The sequence below is a fragment of the Cupriavidus sp. SZY C1 genome, from assembly GCF_032190535.1.
Classification (GTDB): Bacteria; Pseudomonadota; Gammaproteobacteria; order Burkholderiales; family Burkholderiaceae; genus Cupriavidus; species Cupriavidus pauculus_C.
Window position 1 is genome coordinate 74,561 of the sequence record NZ_JAUANU010000006.1, and the last position, 16,656, is coordinate 91,216.

General features: G+C 70.3%; 14 protein-coding genes and 1 tRNA gene. 8 read left to right on the forward strand and 7 right to left on the reverse strand.

The window, feature by feature from the left end; all coding sequences use genetic code 11:
* The 5 genes from hyi (at nucleotide 1) to QTN24_RS11645 (ending at nucleotide 5,883) form a co-directional block, all read left to right on the forward strand.
* Entirely contained in the window at nucleotides 1–780 is a 780-nt protein-coding gene (gene hyi / locus QTN24_RS11625; RefSeq protein ID WP_313837191.1) for a hydroxypyruvate isomerase, read from the forward strand.
* A gap of 294 nt (nucleotides 781–1,074) precedes the next feature.
* On the forward strand, nucleotides 1,075–1,998 hold the full coding sequence (gene glxR / locus QTN24_RS11630) for a 2-hydroxy-3-oxopropionate reductase (protein WP_313837192.1): 924 nt from the start codon (nucleotides 1,075–1,077) through the stop codon (nucleotides 1,996–1,998).
* Nucleotides 1,999–2,064: 66 nt separating this feature from the next.
* The gene (locus QTN24_RS11635; protein ID WP_313837194.1) at nucleotides 2,065–3,387 is read left to right on the forward strand and encodes a glycerate kinase; all 1,323 of its coding nucleotides are present in this window, start codon (nucleotides 2,065–2,067) and stop codon (nucleotides 3,385–3,387) included.
* Nucleotides 3,388–3,432: 45 nt separating this feature from the next.
* Nucleotides 3,433–4,899, forward strand: a complete 1,467-nt coding sequence (pyk, locus tag QTN24_RS11640) for a pyruvate kinase (protein WP_124682941.1) — start codon at nucleotides 3,433–3,435, stop codon at nucleotides 4,897–4,899.
* Nucleotides 4,900–5,004: 105 nt separating this feature from the next.
* Entirely contained in the window at nucleotides 5,005–5,883 is an 879-nt protein-coding gene (locus QTN24_RS11645; RefSeq protein WP_313837197.1) for a neutral zinc metallopeptidase, read from the forward strand.
* A 174-nt stretch (nucleotides 5,884–6,057) separates the two neighbouring features.
* On the opposite strand, the gene QTN24_RS11650 is transcribed toward QTN24_RS11645, so the two are convergent.
* The 3 genes from QTN24_RS11650 to QTN24_RS11660 form a co-directional block, all read right to left on the reverse strand.
* Nucleotides 6,058–6,402, reverse strand: coding sequence for a hypothetical protein (locus QTN24_RS11650; RefSeq protein WP_124682939.1), 345 nt, complete (start codon nucleotides 6,400–6,402; stop codon nucleotides 6,058–6,060).
* Nucleotides 6,403–6,934: 532 nt separating this feature from the next.
* Nucleotides 6,935–7,348 carry a nucleoside diphosphate kinase regulator gene (gene rnk, locus QTN24_RS11655; protein ID WP_124682938.1) on the reverse strand — a complete coding sequence of 138 codons (414 nt, stop codon included), beginning with the start codon at nucleotides 7,346–7,348 and terminating at the stop codon, nucleotides 6,935–6,937.
* 400 nt (nucleotides 7,349–7,748) lie between these two features.
* Entirely contained in the window at nucleotides 7,749–8,183 is a 435-nt protein-coding gene (locus QTN24_RS11660) for a Cd(II)/Pb(II)-responsive transcriptional regulator (RefSeq protein WP_313837200.1), read from the reverse strand.
* Nucleotides 8,184–8,484: 301 nt separating this feature from the next.
* Between QTN24_RS11660 and QTN24_RS11665 the strand changes: the two genes are divergently transcribed.
* Together QTN24_RS11665 and htpX are read left to right on the forward strand one after the other, a co-directional pair.
* On the forward strand, nucleotides 8,485–8,871 hold the full coding sequence (locus QTN24_RS11665; RefSeq protein ID WP_313837202.1) for a hypothetical protein: 387 nt from the start codon (nucleotides 8,485–8,487) through the stop codon (nucleotides 8,869–8,871).
* 115 nt (nucleotides 8,872–8,986) lie between these two features.
* Nucleotides 8,987–9,865 carry a protease HtpX gene (gene htpX, locus QTN24_RS11670; protein ID WP_313837204.1) on the forward strand — a complete coding sequence of 293 codons (879 nt, stop codon included), beginning with the start codon at nucleotides 8,987–8,989 and terminating at the stop codon, nucleotides 9,863–9,865.
* A 25-nt stretch (nucleotides 9,866–9,890) separates the two neighbouring features.
* Here htpX and QTN24_RS11675 read toward each other — a convergent pair whose 3' ends face one another.
* From QTN24_RS11675 to QTN24_RS11690, 4 genes are all read right to left on the reverse strand, one after another.
* Nucleotides 9,891–13,085, reverse strand: coding sequence for a bifunctional cytochrome P450/NADPH--P450 reductase (locus QTN24_RS11675; RefSeq protein WP_409559012.1), 3,195 nt, complete (start codon nucleotides 13,083–13,085; stop codon nucleotides 9,891–9,893).
* A 124-nt stretch (nucleotides 13,086–13,209) separates the two neighbouring features.
* A complete protein-coding gene (gene arfB / locus QTN24_RS11680; protein ID WP_124682934.1) occupies nucleotides 13,210–13,614 on the reverse strand; it encodes an alternative ribosome rescue aminoacyl-tRNA hydrolase ArfB in 405 nt (134 codons plus the stop codon).
* A gap of 76 nt (nucleotides 13,615–13,690) precedes the next feature.
* Nucleotides 13,691–15,082 (reverse strand): FAD-binding oxidoreductase, encoded by a 1,392-nt coding sequence (locus QTN24_RS11685; RefSeq protein ID WP_313837209.1) that lies wholly within the window; start codon nucleotides 15,080–15,082, stop codon nucleotides 13,691–13,693.
* Between the two features lie 241 nt (nucleotides 15,083–15,323).
* A tRNA-Arg gene (locus QTN24_RS11690) sits at nucleotides 15,324–15,399 on the reverse strand.
* 322 nt (nucleotides 15,400–15,721) lie between these two features.
* Here QTN24_RS11690 and QTN24_RS11695 point away from each other — a divergent pair.
* Nucleotides 15,722–16,624, forward strand: a complete 903-nt coding sequence (locus tag QTN24_RS11695; RefSeq protein ID WP_313837211.1) for a c-type cytochrome — start codon at nucleotides 15,722–15,724, stop codon at nucleotides 16,622–16,624.
* Nucleotides 16,625–16,656: the final 32 nt, after the last annotated feature.

A 16,656-nucleotide genomic window follows, 5' to 3' on the forward strand; every position in this document is an offset into this window, starting at 1 on the left:
ATGCCAAAGCTCGCAGCCAACCTGACGATGCTGTTCAACGAGGTGGGATTCCTGGACCGCTTCGAGGCCGCCGCCCGCGCCGGCTTTCGCGGCGTGGAGTTCCTGTTCCCGTACGCGTTCCACGCCGACCAGATCGCCGACCGCCTGAACCGCTTTCAGCTCGACCTGGTGCTGCACAACCTGCCGGCCGGCAAGTGGGATGCGGGCGAGCGCGGCATTGCCTGCCACCCGGACCGCGTGGGCGAGTTCCAGGACGGCGTGGGCGAGGCCATCAAGTACGCCAAGGTGCTGGGCGTGCGCCAGTTGAACTGCCTGGTCGGCATCGTGCCGCCGAACGTGCGCCGCGAGCAGGCCGGCGAGACGCTGGTGGAGAACCTGCGCTTCGCGGCCGGCGCGCTGGCCCGCGAGCAGATCGACCTGCTGGTGGAGCCGATCAACACGTTCGACATCCCCGGCTTCTACCTGTCCGGCACGCGGCAGGCCGTGGACCTGATCGGCCAGGTCAACGCGCCGAACCTGTACGTGCAGTACGACATCTATCACATGCAGCGCATGGAGGGCGAGATCGCCAACACGATCCGCGCCAACCTGCCGAAGATCCGCCACGTGCAACTGGCCGACAACCCCGGCCGCAACGAGCCCGGCACCGGCGAGATCAACTACCAGTACCTGTTCCGCTTCCTTGACGAGATCGGCTACGACGGCTGGATCGGCTGCGAATACAAGCCGAAGACGACCACCGAGGAAGGCCTGGGCTGGCGCAAGGCGCACGGGGTCTGAGCGGCGCTGGCTTGTTGCGCCGGTTTCCCATGGTGTGGGAGCCCCCTTGCCTGCTCACCCGCCCGCGCAGTGGGCGGCCCTGCTTCTCGCTCCCCTGCCTGCGCTGGGGGAGCCCCCGCTTCTCGCTCCCCTCTCCCGCGCAGTGGGAGAGGGGTTGGGGGTGAGGGCAAGGCAGTTCTGCTTGCCGACCTTGGCAACTTGAACCGCCGGCCCTCTCCCCCGGCCCCTCTCCCGCATGCGGGAGAGGGGAGAAAACCAGCTTCAAAACATTTCATTCATCCACCGGAGACAAACATGGCAAATCAACGAAACATCGGCTTTATCGGCCTGGGCATCATGGGTGCGCCGATGGCGGGCCATCTGCGCGCTGCCGGGCATACGCTGTTCGTGCATGACGTGAACCCGGCGCCCCAGGCGCTGGTCGATGCCGGCGTGACGGTCTGCACGAGCGCCGAGGAAGTGGCCAAGCGCGCCGACATCGTCATCGTCATGGTGCCGGACACCCCGCACGTCGAGGCCGTGCTGTTCGCCGACAAGGGCGTGGCCGCCGCGTACAAGGCCGCCGGCAAGGAAGCCACCTACGGCAAGATCGTCGTCGACATGAGCTCGATCTCGCCGATCGCCACCAAGGATTTCGCGGCGCGCATCAACAAGCTCGGCGCGTCGTACCTGGACGCCCCGGTGTCGGGCGGCGAAGTGGGCGCCAAGGCCGCGTCGCTGACGATCATGGTCGGCGGCCCGTCGGAGGCATTCGACGAGGTCAAGCCGCTGTTCGAACTGATGGGCAAGAACATCACGCTCGTGGGCGGCAATGGCGACGGCCAGACCACCAAGGTGGCCAACCAGATCATCGTGGCGCTGAACATTCAGGCCGTGTCCGAGGCGCTGCTGTTTGCATCGAAGGCCGGCGCGGACCCGGCCAAGGTGCGCCAGGCGCTGATGGGCGGCTTCGCGGCATCGCGGATTCTTGAAGTTCACGGCGAGCGCATGGTCAAGCGCACGTTCGACCCGGGCTTCCGCATCGAACTGCACCAGAAGGACCTGAACCTGGCGCTGCAGGGCGCCAAGGCGCTGGGCGTGGCGCTGCCGAACACGGCCACCGCGCAGGAACTGTTCAACACGTGCGCGGCCAACGGCTTCGGCAAGCAGGATCACTCGGCGCTGTGCCGTGCGATCGAGATCATGTCGAATCACGAAATCGCCAAGAACGCGAAGTAAGCCGCACCGCCGCCGCCCGCGCCGGGCGGTGGCCCCGTTTTTCCGCACCCGCCTTCCAGGACCCGCATGTTCGCCACCGACGCCAATGCCGCGCTGCTGTCACCCCAGCGGCCGCCCGATTACCGCCACCCCGCGCAGGCCCGCGCGCTGCTGCGCGACCTGTTCGACACGGCCGTCGCGGCCGTGAGCGCCAGCCACTGCCTGCCGCCGCACCTGCCGCAGCCCCCGCGTGGCCGCACGGTCGTGATCGGCGCCGGCAAGGCCGCCGCCGCGATGGCGCAGGCCGTGGAATCGCACTGGCAGGGCGAACTGTCGGGCCTGGTCGTCACGCGCTACGGCCACGGCGCCGCGTGCCGGCGCATCGAGGTGGTGGAAGCCGCGCACCCGGTGCCGGACGCCGCCGGCCAGCAGGCCGCGCAGCGCATGGTGCAGATGGTGCAGGGGCTGACCGCCGACGACCTCGTGCTGTGCCTGATCTCGGGCGGCGGTTCGGCGCTGCTGGCCGCGCCCGCGCCGGGGCTGACGCTGGCCGACAAGCAGGCCGTGAACAAGGCGCTGCTGCGCAGCGGCGCCAGCATCGGCGAGATGAACTGCGTGCGCAAGCACCTGTCGGCGCTCAAGGGTGGCCGGCTGGCGCTGGCGTGCGCCCCGGCGCGCGTGGAGACGCTGCTGATTTCCGATATCCCAGGCGACGACCCGACGCTGATCGCCAGCGGCCCGACGCTGCCCGATGCCACCACCTGCGCCGACGCGCTCGCGGTCATCGCCAAGTACGGCATCGAGGTGCCGGCCGCCGTGCGCGCCCATCTGGAATCGGGCGCCGGCGAGACGCCCAAGCCCGGCGACCCGCGCTTCGACGGCCACCGCAGTGTCACGCTGGCCAGTGCCCAGCAGTCGCTGGAAGCCGCCGCCGCGCGCGCCCGCGAGCTGGGCCTGACCGCGCACATCCTGTCCGACAGCATCGAGGGCGAGGCCCGCGACGTGGCCGAGGTGCACGCCGCCATCGCCCGGCAGGTGGCGTCGCACGGCCAGCCGTTCCAGCGGCCGTGCGTGATCCTGTCCGGTGGCGAGACCACGGTCACGGTGCGCGGCAACGGCCGCGGCGGCCGCAATGCCGAATTCCTGCTGGCGCTGGCCGTGGCGCTGGACGGCCTGCCGGGCGTGCACGCCATCGCGGGTGACACCGACGGCATCGACGGCTCCGAAGACAACGCCGGCGCGCTGCTGGACCCCGACACGCTGACCCGCGCCGCCGCGCGCGGCCTGTCGGCCCGGGCGCACCTGGACAACAACGACGGCTACGGGTTCTTTGCCGGGCTCGACGACCTGATCGTCACCGGCCCGACCCGCACCAACGTCAACGATTTCCGCGCGATCCTGATCGTCTGACCGACGCGCGACCCCGCATAAAAGAGGATGGAGAAGGAGACACACATGAGACGCCAGCGCAAAGCCAAGATCGTCGCCACCCTGGGTCCGGCCAGCTCGGACATCGCGGTCATCCGCCAGTTGTTCGATGCCGGCGCCGACGTGTTCCGGCTGAACTTCAGCCACGGCAACCACGAGGACCACCGCGCCCGCTACGACGCCGTGCGCCAGGTAGAGGCCGAGACCGGCCGCCCGATCGCGATCCTGGCGGACCTGCAAGGCCCGAAGCTGCGCATCGGCACGTTTGCGGCCGGCAAGGTGGCCGTGCGCGCCGGCGACCCGTTCGTGCTCGACAGCGACCCCACGCCCGGCGACGGCACGCGCGTGCACCTGCCCCACCCGGAACTGTTCAAGGCCGCCAGCGCGGGCCAGTCGCTGCTGATCGACGATGGCAAGGTGCGGCTGAACATCGAGTCGGTGTCCAGCGGCAGCATCATCACGCGCGTGGCCAACAACGGCACGCTGTCCGACCGCAAGGGCGTGAACGTGCCCGACGCGGTGATCCCGATCCCGGCGCTGACCGACAAGGACCGCCGCGACCTGGCTTTCGCGCTGGAGCTGGGCGCCGACTGGATTGCGCTGTCGTTCGTGCAGCGGCCGTCGGACATCGTGGAGGCGCGCGAGATCATCGGCACGCGCGCCGGCGTGCTGTCGAAGATCGAGAAGCCGGCCGCGCTGCAGCAGCTGGAGGAAATCGTGCGTGTCTCCGACGCCGTGATGGTCGCGCGCGGCGACCTTGGCGTGGAACTGCCGCCCGAGCGCGTGCCCGGCGTGCAGAAGCGCATCCTGCGCATCTGCCGCCAGCTCGGCAAGCCAGTGGTGATCGCCACGCAGATGCTGGAGTCGATGATCGACTCGCCGGTGCCCACGCGCGCCGAGGCGTCGGACGTGGCCAGCGCCATCTACGACGGCGCCGACGCCGTGATGCTGTCGGCCGAATCGGCCAACGGGCGCCATCCGGTGCCGGCCGTGTCGATGATGGACCGCATCATCACCGAAGTGGAGCGCGACCCGCTGTACCGCAACATGATCGATGCGCAGCACGAGGTGCCGCTGTCCACGCGCCAGGACGCCATCTGTGCCGCGCTGCGCGAGGTCACGCACATCATCGGCGCGCGGGCCACGGTCACCTACACGTCGTCGGGCGCCACCGCGCTGCGCGCCGCGCGCGAGCGGCCGGGTGCGCCCATCGTCAGCATCACGCCGAACCTGGACATCGCCCGCCGGCTGGCCATTGCCTGGGGCGTGCATTCCACCGTGAGCCCCGACGTGCAAAGCGTGGACGAAATGGTGGAGGCCGCCGCGCGCGCCGCGTTGGTGGAGGGCTACGCGTCGCCCGGTGACCAGATCACCATCGCCGCCGGCATGCCGTTCGGCCAGGGCGGCACCACCAACCTGCTGCGCGTGGCCGAGGTGGGCACGGAAGTGGGCGCGCTGGCGCTGGGCAGGTCGCCGGCGGCCGCGGCGGTCTGACCGGGGGACGGAGGGACGACGGCCGGGCCAGCCCCGGCCTCCGGCGCCCCGTGCCCCGTTGCTATACTCCCTCGGACACCCCAACAAACCCGACGGAGCCCCCAAATGCGTCTCGACGACGAAGCCGAAAGCCAGAACGTGGAAGATCGCCGCGGGGGCGGCTTTGGCGGGGGTGGCTTCCCGCTGGGCGGCAAGTCGATCGGCATCGGCACCATCGTCATCGCGCTGGCGGCGTCCTACTTCTTCGGCATCGACCCGATGCTGATCCTGGGCGGCGCGTCCAACGTGCAGCAGCAGCCGGCGCCGTCATCGCAGGCCCAGCGCGCCCCGGCCACCGACGAGCTGACCGTCTTCACGCGCAAGGTGCTTGGCAACACCGAGCGCACGTGGTCGCACATTTTCGAGACCGACCTGAACCGGCGCTACGCGGCGCCCACGCTGGTGCTGTTCTCGGGCGCCACGCCGACGGCCTGCGGCACGGGGCAGTCGGCCATGGGTCCGTTCTACTGCCCGGCCGACCAGAAGGTCTACATCGACCTGTCGTTCTACAACGAACTGCGCCAGCGCTTTGGCGCCAGCGGCGACTTTGCGCAGGCGTACGTGATTGCGCACGAGGTGGGCCACCATATCCAGAACCTGCTGGGCGTGTCGGGCAAGGTCGACGCGGCGCGCCGCCGCATGGGCGAGGCGCAGGCCAACCAGTTGTCGGTACGCATGGAGCTGCAGGCCGACTGCCTGGCCGGTGTCTGGGCCGCCACGGCGCAGAAGATGAACCAGCAGCTACTGGAGCCGGGCGACATCGAGGAAGGGCTGAAGGCGGCGGCGGCCATCGGCGACGACCGGCTGCAGCGGCAGTCGCAGGGCTATGTGGTGCCCGAAGCCTTCACGCACGGCTCCAGCGAACAGCGCGTGCGCTGGCTGCGGCAGGGGCTGACGAGCGGCGACATCCGCAAATGCGACACGTTCGCGCAAAAGCAGCTTTAGGAATTCAGGGGAACGACCAGGGGAGAAGACCGGGGCGGGGCAAAAATCACCTGCGCGACGTGAGAGAGAAGGAGGAGGTCGGTCGCGCAGGTGGGAGAGAAACCGGAAATCAGGATCGGCGGCCAGCGTGTGGAACGGGGCCGCCGATTTGCGTTCTGGCCGGCTGACGGGTCATCAGACCTTGTAGCCGTACAGGTCGCCGTTGCGTGCGTTGTCCAGCGCCGAGCCCGAGATCTCGCCGCTGAACGCGCGCGAGCCTTCGCTGAAGCTGTCGAACTTGCCGGTGCGGGCACCTTCGCTGAACGTGTCGAACGAGCCCTGGCGGGCGCCGTCCGTGAAGGTGTCGTACTTGCTGATCTTCGAACCTTCACTGAACGTGTCGAACTTGCCGGTGCGCGCGGCGTCGGCATACACGTCGAACTTGCCGACCTTCTTGGTGGCGGCGGGCGCGGCAATCGCTGCCGACGCGGCAAACGCGGCGAGCACGAGGGCGCCGCCAACGAAACGTTTGGCGTTCATCTGGGACTCCTTCAACTGATTTACGACTTGTTATGGGTGCTGCCGACTGCTGCCCGCCGACGCTCTCTGTGTAGCGATGCGAGCACGGAGTGAAGGTTAGTGGCTCGTAGTTCTACGAGAAATACCGCTGCGACGAATGGTGCGTTGCACGCCGTGAAACGCTGGGTCTGTGGACGAACGGTAGGGGTAGCCGGCCGAATGGAAAAGCGGCCGTCATTCTGCGGAGCGGAATGGGCCACCTACCGGGCGGTACGGGGAGGCGGTCTACGGGAGGAGGCGGTCTACGGGGAAGAGGTTGGGACGGGCTGGTGGTTCAGCTCCCCCCTCCCGCGGTTGGGACGGCTGGTGGTTCAGCTCCCCTCTCCCGCGCGCGGGAGAGGGGTTGGGGGAGAGGGCCAGCGGTCCAATCCGCGACAGGTCGGCAAGCAGCACCTCAACACCCTCACCCCCGGCCCTTCTCCCGCGCTGCGGTGAGAGCGGCAGCCAGACATCGCCGGATACAGGCCAACCATGCCCGCCAGCCCGGCCAGCCTCACAGCGTGAACTGCCCGCTGGCCTCCGGCTGGAACGCGATGCTGACGATGGTCACGCGCTGGGCGCTGCCGTTGGGCAGCCGGTAGTCCACCGTCTTGCCGGCGCGGGCGCCCAGCAGCGCCTGGCCGATCGGGGACAGCACCGACAGACGGCCGGCGGACAGGTCGGCGTCGTCGGGGTAAGCCAGTGTCCACTCACGCGGCGCGGGCTCGCCCTCCAGCGTGCAGACGACGCGCGAATTCATCGTCACGACGTCTTTGGGGATGGCGTCGGGCGACACGATGGCCGCGCGGGCCAGCAGCGCGTCGAGCATCTCGTCGAGTTCGGCGGTGCCGGCGCGGCTGGCAATGCCTTCCAGGCGCGTCACGTCGAGTTCGGTCAGGTAGAGGGTCGGGTTCTGGGTCTTTGCCATGACGGGTGTCTCGCAAAAGCGGCGGCGTGGCGTCGGGGCGACGCGGACGGCAGCCAGGGAAAAATCGGTCGGCGCCAGCGCGCAGGCGCGCGGCGGTTCTACAGCTGCGATGCGGGGTGGCTGGGGCCCGGTTCGGCGCCGGACCCGTGCCGTTCAGGCGTGGGGGCGGTCAGGCCGGGACCGGGCGGGATCAAGCGGGGCGTCGATCCGGCGGCTGGCGGTGATGGGCTGCGCCACCGCCATGCGCGCGCGGGCCGGCCGCATGGAGCGGACCCGGGCCAGTACGGCGGACGGAAGGTGGCGAGACATCATGAGAATGTTCTGGGTAGCGAAGGAGCGTCATGGGTGACGCGAACGGCCATGCTAGCACAGGCCCGGCGCGGCGGCGGCGGGCCGGGTGCTAGTGCCGCGGATGGCATTCGCAGCCGGCGCCCTCGGCCGCCTGCTGCAGGTTCTGCAGGATGCCGCACTCGCTGGCCGGGTGCGGGTCGGGGTTCTCGCAAGTATGGCGCAGCGCCCGAAGCTGGACTTCAAGTGCTTCCAGCGCCACGCGCTGCGCGTGGATCTGTTCGATCTGGCGGTCCAGGAGCATGTTGATGTCGTCGCAGGCCAGCGACGGATTGCGCTGGAAATCGCGCAGCCGCCGCACGTCGGCCAGCGTCATGCCGAGCGAGCGGCAATGCCGCACGAAGTTGAGCTGCACGAGGTGGCTGTCGCCATAGCGGCGATAGCCGTTGTCCTCGCGCTGCGGGGCGTCCAGCAGGCCCTCGCGCTCGTAATACCGGATGGTTTCCACGTCGCAGCCGCTATGGCGCGACAGTTCGCCGATTCGCATGGTCAATCTCCGCGATGGCCGGCCGCCGTGACGCGCGCCGTGCCGCTATCTCTGTAGTGACTACAGGGTTAAGCGGCAGTGTAGACCTGTCTGCCGCAGCGCGCAAAACCCGGCCGCGCGCAGGGTCTGGCGGCGAGGCGGCAGGCAGGCAGGCCCTTGTGCCGCCCGGCCATCGCCCCATATGAGAATCGTCGGATAGTGCGGGCCCCGCCCTGCCGGCCCGCGCGCCATCCTGTAGAATCGGCGCATCGTTTTTTGGTCTTCCGCGTCACCCGCCCCCGTGCACCCGTTTCGATTCCTGATGATGATCGTGCTGCTTGCCTTCCTGCCGCTGCAGGCGTGGGCGGGCATGGGCGCGTCCGCATCAGTGGCCGGGATGGCGCGCGCGGCGCACACGGTGACCGTCGCGCCGGCAGCCGCCAGCGCAGAACGTGCCCACCCGGCCGACCTGGCCGCGCTTGCCGATGTGGCCGGCCACGCCGACGCCGCGCCGGACACGCCCGACCCTTCCCTGCCCGGCGACACCGCCGAGCCGACCCCGCCGGGCGCCGATTTCGCCGAGCAGTTGCTGCCGGCGCCGCTGCCCCGCGTGGCAACGTCGGGCGCGCGCGGCACCGTGCCGCGCTATGCCGCCGCGGCGCTGCCCGATCCCGACCTGCCCCTGCCGCCGCGCCCACCGCGCGGCTGACCCGTCTCGCGCGCGCCCTGGCGGCCCGCGCCTGCCCTGAACGCCTGGCACGCGCATCGCGTGCCGCGCGCCCCTGCGGCCACGGCCGCGCCTTTACCCGTATTGCCCCACAACCATGAAACGCATCTTCCTGTTCCTGGCGACCAACCTCGCCGTCATGCTCGTCCTCAGTATCACGGCCAGCCTGCTGGGCGTGAACCGATTCCTGACCGCCAACGGGCTGAACCTTGGCATGCTGCTGGCCTTTGCGGCGCTGATGGGCTTTGGCGGCTCGTTCATCTCGCTGCTGATGTCCAAGACCATCGCCAAGTGGTCCACCGGCGCGCAGGTCATCACGCATCCGAGCACCAGCACGGAGCTGTGGCTGATGCAGACCGTGGAAAAGCTGGCCACGCGCGCCGGCCTGCCGATGCCCGAAGTGGCCATCTACGATGGCGAACCCAACGCCTTTGCCACGGGCGCGTCGAAGAACAGCTCGCTCGTGGCGGTGTCCACGGGGCTGCTGCAATCGATGTCGCATGACGAGGTGGAAGCCGTGCTGGCGCACGAGGTGGCCCACGTGGCCAACGGCGACATGGTCACGCTGACGCTGATCCAGGGCGTGGTAAACACGTTCGTGATCTTCATGGCGCGCGTGGTCGGCTACTTCGTCGATTCGTGGCTGCGCCGCAACGACGAGGAATCGAGCGGCCCCGGCATCGGCTACATGATCACCGTGGTGATCTGCGAGATCGTGTTCGGCATCCTGGCCAGCATCATCGTGGCGGCGTTCTCGCGCCACCGCGAGTACCGCGCGGACGCCGGCGCGGCCGGCCTGATGGGCACCCCGACGCCGATGGTGGCCGCGCTGCGCCGCCTGGGCGGCCTGGACGCCGACGGCCTGCCGCAGAACATGCAGGCCATGGGCATCTCGGGTGGCAAGTCGTGGCTGGCGCTGTTCTCCAGCCATCCGCCGATCGAAGCCCGCATCGCCGCGCTGCAGAACGCACGCTGACCGGCAGGCGCCGCGCGGGACGGGTTCAGTTGAACACGTCCTGCCGGTACCGGCCCTGCCGGACCAGGGCCGCGAACCAGTCGGACGCGGCCTCGGGCGCCATGCCGCCCTGGTCCGCGCCGATGTCGATCAGCGTCTGCCGCACGGCCGGCGCCATGCGGCGGCCATCGCCGCAGACATAGACCGTGGCGCCCGCCTGCAACTGCGCCCAGACGTGGGCGCGGCGCTGCCAGAGCAGGTCCTGCACGTAGCGCGCCGCGCCGGGCACCACCGAGTACGCGGTGTGCACCTCGGCCACGCCCGCCGCCGCCCATCGGGCAATCTCGTCGTGAAACAGCCAGTCGTGGCGCGGATGCCGGCAGCCGAAGTAAAGCTGCACCGGCGTCACGCGCTCGCCGGCCGCCTGCTGGGCCGCGCGTTCTTCCAGGAAGCCCCGGAACGGCGCGATGCCGGTACCGGGCCCGACCAGCAGCATCGGCGCCGACGGATCGGCCAGCGGCGCGAACGGCGGGTTCGGCGTGCGGATGGACGCCGACACCGTCGCGCCGGGCGCCAGCCCCTGCAGCCACGTGGACGCCACGCCCCGGAACTGGCCACGCCCCGACAGCGCCGGCGCCCAGACCGTACCCACCAGCAGCGTCGCCACGTCCGGCGACACGCGCGGCGACGACGCGATCGAATAGAAGCGCGGCCGCATCGGCACCGTGCACGCCAGCAGTTGCGGCAGCGTCGGCGTGACGGCCGGATGGGCCGCCAGCACGTCGCACAGGTTCAGGCGGCGGGCCGCCACCTGCGTGGCGTAGCCGTCGGCCTCATCGTCCGATGCCAGCCGTTCCAGCGCCGCGCGCGTGGCCGGGCAGCGCGTGGCCTGCGCCAGCGCGCGCAGCGTCTGGCGCGACACCACGTCCTGCAGTTCGACGAAATGCGTCAACACTTGCCGCAGCGGCAGCGGCTGGCCGATCGGCAGCCCGCGTCCGGCGCCATGCGGGGCGGACAGCGTGACCATCGCGTCGGCATCGAGGTCCAGCCGGGCGCACAGGTCATCCACCAGGGCGTCCGCGTTGCGGGGCCAGACCGCCACGTGATCGCCGGTCTCGTAGGTCATGCCCGGCGGCAGTTGCAGGCGGATGGCGCGCGTGGACGTGCGCGGCGGCTCGACGGCGAAATCCCACAGCCCGGCCGGGTCGCCGACCAGTTCCTCGTTGGCCAGCACCGTGAAGGTCCGGGTGCCGGCCGGCAGCGTGTCCGCGCGGATCGCCGCCACGCTGCGCACGTCGACATCCACCCCGATGCCGCCCGCGCCGGCGCCGTCGGCCTGCAGCGCCTGCCAGAGCGCGGCCAGCCAGCGCTCGGCCGCCTGGTCGAAATCGCCATTGCCGTCGGCCTCGCCGCGCGGCAGCAGCGGCACCGCGCCGGCCTGCGTGAAGACGTCGAACACGCGGCGCGGAAACGCCTGGTACGTCGCCCACTGCGAATTGCCGCAGCCCAGCAGCGCCAGCCGCAGGCCGTCCGCGCGATAGCCGTCGGCGCCGCCCGCGTCGAGCATGGCCTCGAAGCGCCGGCCCGAATCGGGCGCGTGGCCGTTGTAGGTGGCGGCCACCACAACGAGCAGGCCCGATGTGGGCAGCGCGTCGGCCACATCGTCCAGGTCGGCCAGCGTGGCGTCGAAGCCCGCCGCCACCGCGCCGCCGTGGATCTGCTCGGCCAGCTCGCGCGCGGTGCCCAGGCTCGACGCGCAGAGCACCGTCATGGGCTGCCCGTGGCCGCGCACGTCGGCCTGCGCCGCATCGGTCACGGCCGGCGTGGCGGCCTGCGCGGCGATGCGCTCGTGCGGACGCCGCCGGCGCGCGCGCAGCACCAGGTTGTCGGGCTTGATCGTCAGCGTTTCCTTGAGCCGGAACTGGTAGTCGTAGGGGTCGTGGAACGCAAAGTTGCGCAGCATCAGCGCCAGCGCGAGCTTGGCCTCGGTCAGCGCGAACTGCCGGCCGATGCAGGCGCGCTCGCCGTGCCCGAACGGCAGGTAGGCATGGGCGGGCAACTTTGCCTCGTGCTCGGGCAGGAAGCGGTCGATGTCGAACCGCTCGGGGTGGTCCCAGACCGCCGGGTCGCGGTGCAGCGCGGTAAGCACCACCGAGATCCGCCGGTTCTGCCGCAGCCGGTAGCGGCCGCCGAGCACGACGTCCTCGAACGGCGCCACCGCAAAGGCCGGCGCGGTGGGCCAGAGGCGCAGCGTTTCCTTGAGCACGCGGTCCAGCACCGGCATGCGCGCCAGGTCGGCATGGACGGGCGGCGCATCGCCGGGCAGCACGGCATCCACTTCGGCGTAGGCCTGGGCCAGCACGGCGGGGTTGCGCAGCAGTTCGTACAGCGTGAAGGTCAGCAGGCCGCTGGTGGTCTCGTGGCCGGCAATCAGGAACGTGATGACCTGGTTGCGGATGTTGGCGTCGTCGAGCTGGCGGTCGGTCTCGGGGTCGCGCGCCTCCAGCATCAGGTTCAGCAGGTCCATGCCGGGTCGGGGCGTGGCGCGCCGCTGGCGGATCACGTCGTCCACGAGGTTGCGCATGGTCGCCACGTCGTCGGCGAAGCGCCGGTGCGCGCGGCCCATGAAGCGGTCCTGGATCGGCAGTCGCGTGAGCTTGCGCATGGCCTCTTCGAGCGCGCCGACCATCGCCACGATGAACGGGTCCGGCGCGTCGCTGGCGAACGACCGGAAGTCGTAGCCGAAGCCGGCCAGCGCGATGGTGTCGAGCGTCAGCCGCGTCATGTCGTCGGCCACAGCAATGTCGGCGTCGGGGCCGTTGCGGTCCCATTTTTCGACGAGCCGGTTGGCCACGCGCAGCATCACGACGAAATAGCCCTTCATCGCGCGCTGGCTGAACGCCGGCATCAGGATGCGGTGCGCGCAGCCCCAGTTGGGCTCGTCGCTGTGGGCCGTGAACAGGCCGTCGCCGGCCATGTCGCGCAGGTACGACAGCGGCGGGCCGATGATCTTGCGAAAGCGGGCCGGGTCGCAGACCTCGGCCGCCAGCGCCACCGACGACACGAACGGCACGCGCCGGCCCGCGAAATCGAGTTCGAAGATGCCCTGGTGATGCCGGCTGCGCGCCAGCAAGTGCTGGCCGACCTCGCCCGGCGTGATCTGGAACAGGTTGCCGACGATGGGCCAGCCCGGATCGCGCGGAATCGGTTCGAGGGCGTCGGGGGCGGGGACGGATGACATGGCTGGGGGCATTCCTGGTCGTGGGCGGACGGGCGCGTGGCTCCACAGCATGCCCGCCCGCCGCCGCATTGTCCCGCCCCCGCGCCGGGCGTTTGAAATCTTTGTTCGGATTTGCGCGGGGCGCTCAGTCGGTCACCCGGCCGCGCAGCGCCTTGATCTGGCCGCGCTGGACCTTGGCGTCCACCCGGCGCACCTTCGACGCCCGCGTGGGCCGCGTGGCGCGCCGCACGCGCGGCGGCTCGGCCACGCTGCGCACCAGGTCGTGCAGCCGGCGCACGGCTTCCTCGCGGTTCATCTCCAGGCTGCGATGCTGCTGGGCCTTGATGACGATCACGCCGTCGCGCGTGATGCGGTGATCGTGCAGCGCCAGCAGCCGGTCCTTGTGGTCGGCGGCCAGCGACGACATCCGCACGTCGAACCGCAGGTGCACGGCGTTGGACACCTTGTTGATGTTCTGCCCGCCCGCGCCCTGCGCGCGGATGGCGGTGATCTCGTACTCGTGGTGGGGAATGAACAGGTCGTCGGCCATGCGCCGCATCATAGCAACGCATGGCCGCCGGGAGTGTGCCGGATGGTCTCCGGCACGCACGCCCGCCCGCCGGCCGTCAGGGCGCCGGCTGGATATTCTGGTTGGTGCAGAACAGGTTCTGCGGATCGTAGGTGCGCTTGGCGCGGGCCAGCCGGTCGAAGTTGTGGCCGTAGGCCGCGTTGACGCGCGCGGTCTCATCCTCGGTCATGAAGTTCACGTAGACCCCGCCCGTGGCGTACGGCGCCGAGGCGTTGAAGAAGTCGCGCGCCCAGCCGATGCAGGTGGCGTCCTCGTCCGCGCGGTCCCAGCGCGAGTGCACGTTCATCACATAGCGCGCGTCGCGGTGGTGGTACGCGGTGGCGTCCGGCGCCACGCGGTTGGCCACCCCGCCCACCTGCCCGATGAAGATCTCCGCATTGGCCGACGGGCCGCGCGCGGCGTAGTCGGTCATCAGGTCGATGGCGGCATCGTCCAGCCGCGTGAAGTTGTGCGATTTCCAGTAGTTGCGGGCGCCCGGCGTGAGCAGCGGGTCGAACGCCTGCTGCCAGGCCGTGTAGGGCACCGGGCCCACGTGCTCGCCGATGGCCTGGCCAAAGCCGCGCAGCGGGTCGATGGCCTGCGCGGCCGCGCCCGGATCGCCGGCATGGAACACCGCCAGCACCACCACGTTGGCGCCGTGGGCCGACGACGGCAGGAACGGCAGCGGCGGCGCCTTGCGCAGCACGACCCAGACGTTCATGTCGTCCGGCATCGCCGATTCCGTGTACGCGCGATACTGCCGCAGCACCGACTTGCCCTCCACAGCCGGGAAGACGATCAGCCCGGCCGTGACCATCGGCCCCACCCGGTGCAGCCGGAACTGGAACAGCGTGACCACGCCGAAGTTGCCCCCGCCGCCGCGCAGCGCCCAGAACAGCTCGGGCTCGTGGTTGGCATCGGCCCAGCGGCGCTGGCCGTCGGCCGTCACCACCTCGCAGCCCAGCAGGTTGTCCACCGTCATGCCGTACTGGCGCGTCAGCCAGCCAAAGCCGCCGCCGAGCGTCAGCCCGGCCACGCCCGTGGTGGAGTTGATGCCGAGCGGCGTGGCCAGCCCCAGCGCCTGGGCCTCGTGGTCGAAATCGCCCAGCGTGGCGCCCGGACTGACCCACGCCACGTTGTCCTGCGGATCGACGTGGACGCTGCGTAGCTGGGACAGGTCGACCACCAGCCCGTTGTTGCAGATCGCGCTGCCGGCGATGTTGTGCCCGCCGCCGCGCACGGCCAGCGTCAGGCCATGGTCGCGCGCGAAGTTGACGGCCTGGATGACGTCGGCGGTGCCGGTGCACTGCACGATGACCGCGGGCCGTCGGTCCACCGTGGCGTTCCAGACGGTGCGTGCGACGTCGTACCCGGCGTCTTGCGGCAGCAGCACCTTGCCGCGCACGGCGTGGCGCAGCATGTCGAGATGATCGGCGGAAAGCGTGGGCATGGCAGGTCCTCCCCTTCTGCATCGGAATCCGATGGGCGAAGGAGCGTCGATGCAAGGCACGCGCCAGCGGCCGGCAAGCGGCCTCGCATCAACGTTGGCCCGCGGCAGCCGCTGGCCGCGTCACCCGGATCGGCACGAAAGGTTGCAACGGTGAGGCGGCGGACGCGAGACATGGGGCGGCCGGCCTGCGTGGCGGGACGATCGAGGGGGAAACGACGGAGGAGGAAAACCAGGAAGGACTTGGCGCGCCCGGCTGGGATCGAACCAGCAACCCCTGCCTTCGGAGGGCAGTACTCTATCCATTGAGCTACGGGCGCGACGTGTACGGCGTTGACTCCGGCGAGTGCCGGCGTCGGAAAGTCGCATAGGATACCCGAGTTGTCCGCCGGCGTCCATGCGGGATGGGCCGGGGCCGGCGGGGTCGGGGTTTCCACAGGTCTCTGAGCCGTCGCATTTGGCCCCTGTGCCGAAGTCTTGGGTCTATAATCGGCAGCTATTTGCGTCGTAACAGAGACGCGAGCGGGGTGGAGACAGCCCCGGACGCAAAGACCGACAGATTCATCCCCGAAAACAGGGCCAGACAAGCAAGCCGCCCCCACGTGCTGTGCACCAGGTTTCCCGCAAAATCGAGAGTTCTGTATGAGTGACGTCCATCAAAACGACCACCACGAGTCGCCAATCAAGACCCCTAAGCAACTAATTGCCGTGGTGATCGCCGCCTTTCTGGTGCCGATCATCGTCATCATCCTGCTTGTCAATTTTGTCGGCCACGGCACCCGTGACGGGGACGGCACCGCGTTCAGCGCGGAAGCCGTGAACGGGCGTATCGCGCCGGTGGCCTCGCTGGAAATCAAGGATCCCAACGCGCCGCGCGTGTTCAAGACCGGCGAGCAGGTCTACAAGGAAGTGTGCGCGGCCTGCCACGCCACGGGTGCCGCGGGCGCGCCGAAGTACGGCGTGGCTGGCGACTGGACGGCGCGTATCGGCCAGGGTTTCGACGGCCTGCTCAAGGCCGTGCTGCAAGGCAAGGGCGCGATGCCCGCCCGCGCCGGCACCTCGCCCGACGACATGAGCGATTACGAACTGGCGCGCGCCGTGGTCTACATGGCCGACGCCAGCGGTGCCAAGTTCCCCGAGCCGGCCGCACCGGCCCAGGGCGCCACCGCGCAGGCGGCTGCCTCCGCACCGGCGGCATCGGCCCCGGCCGCCGCTGCGGCCCCGGCTCCGGCCGCTCCCGCCGCCGCCGCGCCGGCAGCCCCTGCTGCCGCACCGGCTGCAGCCGCCGCACCGGCCGTGGCATCGGCCGAGACCGGCAAGAAAGTCTACGAACAGGTCTGCGCCGCCTGCCACGCGGCTGGCGTGGCCGGTGCGCCGAAGTTTGGCGACAAGGCCGCCTGGGCGCCGCGCCTCAAGGAAGGCATGGACGTCGTCCACAACTACGCGCTCAAGGGCAAGGGCGTGATGCCGCCCAAGGGCGGATACGCCGGCCCCGATGCCGACGTGATCGCCGCGTCGGACTACATGGCCAACGCCGCGAAGTAAGCTGCGAACCAAGCCCCCGGTTCAGCGGCCGA

What these genes read in the sequence shown, in the direction of transcription:
- hyi (WP_313837191.1), top strand. Translation starts at nt 1, where the DNA reads ATGCCAAAGCTCGCAGCCAACCTGACGATGCTGTTCAACGAGGTGGGA.
- glxR (WP_313837192.1), top strand. Translation starts at nt 1,075, where the DNA reads ATGGCAAATCAACGAAACATCGGCTTTATCGGCCTGGGCATCATGGGT.
- QTN24_RS11635 (WP_313837194.1), top strand. Translation starts at nt 2,065, where the DNA reads ATGTTCGCCACCGACGCCAATGCCGCGCTGCTGTCACCCCAGCGGCCG.
- pyk (WP_124682941.1), top strand. Translation starts at nt 3,433, where the DNA reads ATGAGACGCCAGCGCAAAGCCAAGATCGTCGCCACCCTGGGTCCGGCC.
- QTN24_RS11645 (WP_313837197.1), top strand. Translation starts at nt 5,005, where the DNA reads ATGCGTCTCGACGACGAAGCCGAAAGCCAGAACGTGGAAGATCGCCGC.
- QTN24_RS11650 (WP_124682939.1), bottom strand. Translation starts at nt 6,402, where the DNA reads ATGAACGCCAAACGTTTCGTTGGCGGCGCCCTCGTGCTCGCCGCGTTT.
- rnk (WP_124682938.1), bottom strand. Translation starts at nt 7,348, where the DNA reads ATGGCAAAGACCCAGAACCCGACCCTCTACCTGACCGAACTCGACGTG.
- QTN24_RS11660 (WP_313837200.1), bottom strand. Translation starts at nt 8,183, where the DNA reads ATGCGAATCGGCGAACTGTCGCGCCATAGCGGCTGCGACGTGGAAACC.
- QTN24_RS11665 (WP_313837202.1), top strand. Translation starts at nt 8,485, where the DNA reads ATGATGATCGTGCTGCTTGCCTTCCTGCCGCTGCAGGCGTGGGCGGGC.
- htpX (WP_313837204.1), top strand. Translation starts at nt 8,987, where the DNA reads ATGAAACGCATCTTCCTGTTCCTGGCGACCAACCTCGCCGTCATGCTC.
- QTN24_RS11675 (WP_409559012.1), bottom strand. Translation starts at nt 13,085, where the DNA reads ATGTCATCCGTCCCCGCCCCCGACGCCCTCGAACCGATTCCGCGCGAT.
- arfB (WP_124682934.1), bottom strand. Translation starts at nt 13,614, where the DNA reads ATGGCCGACGACCTGTTCATTCCCCACCACGAGTACGAGATCACCGCC.
- QTN24_RS11685 (WP_313837209.1), bottom strand. Translation starts at nt 15,082, where the DNA reads ATGCCCACGCTTTCCGCCGATCATCTCGACATGCTGCGCCACGCCGTG.
- QTN24_RS11695 (WP_313837211.1), top strand. Translation starts at nt 15,722, where the DNA reads ATGAGTGACGTCCATCAAAACGACCACCACGAGTCGCCAATCAAGACC.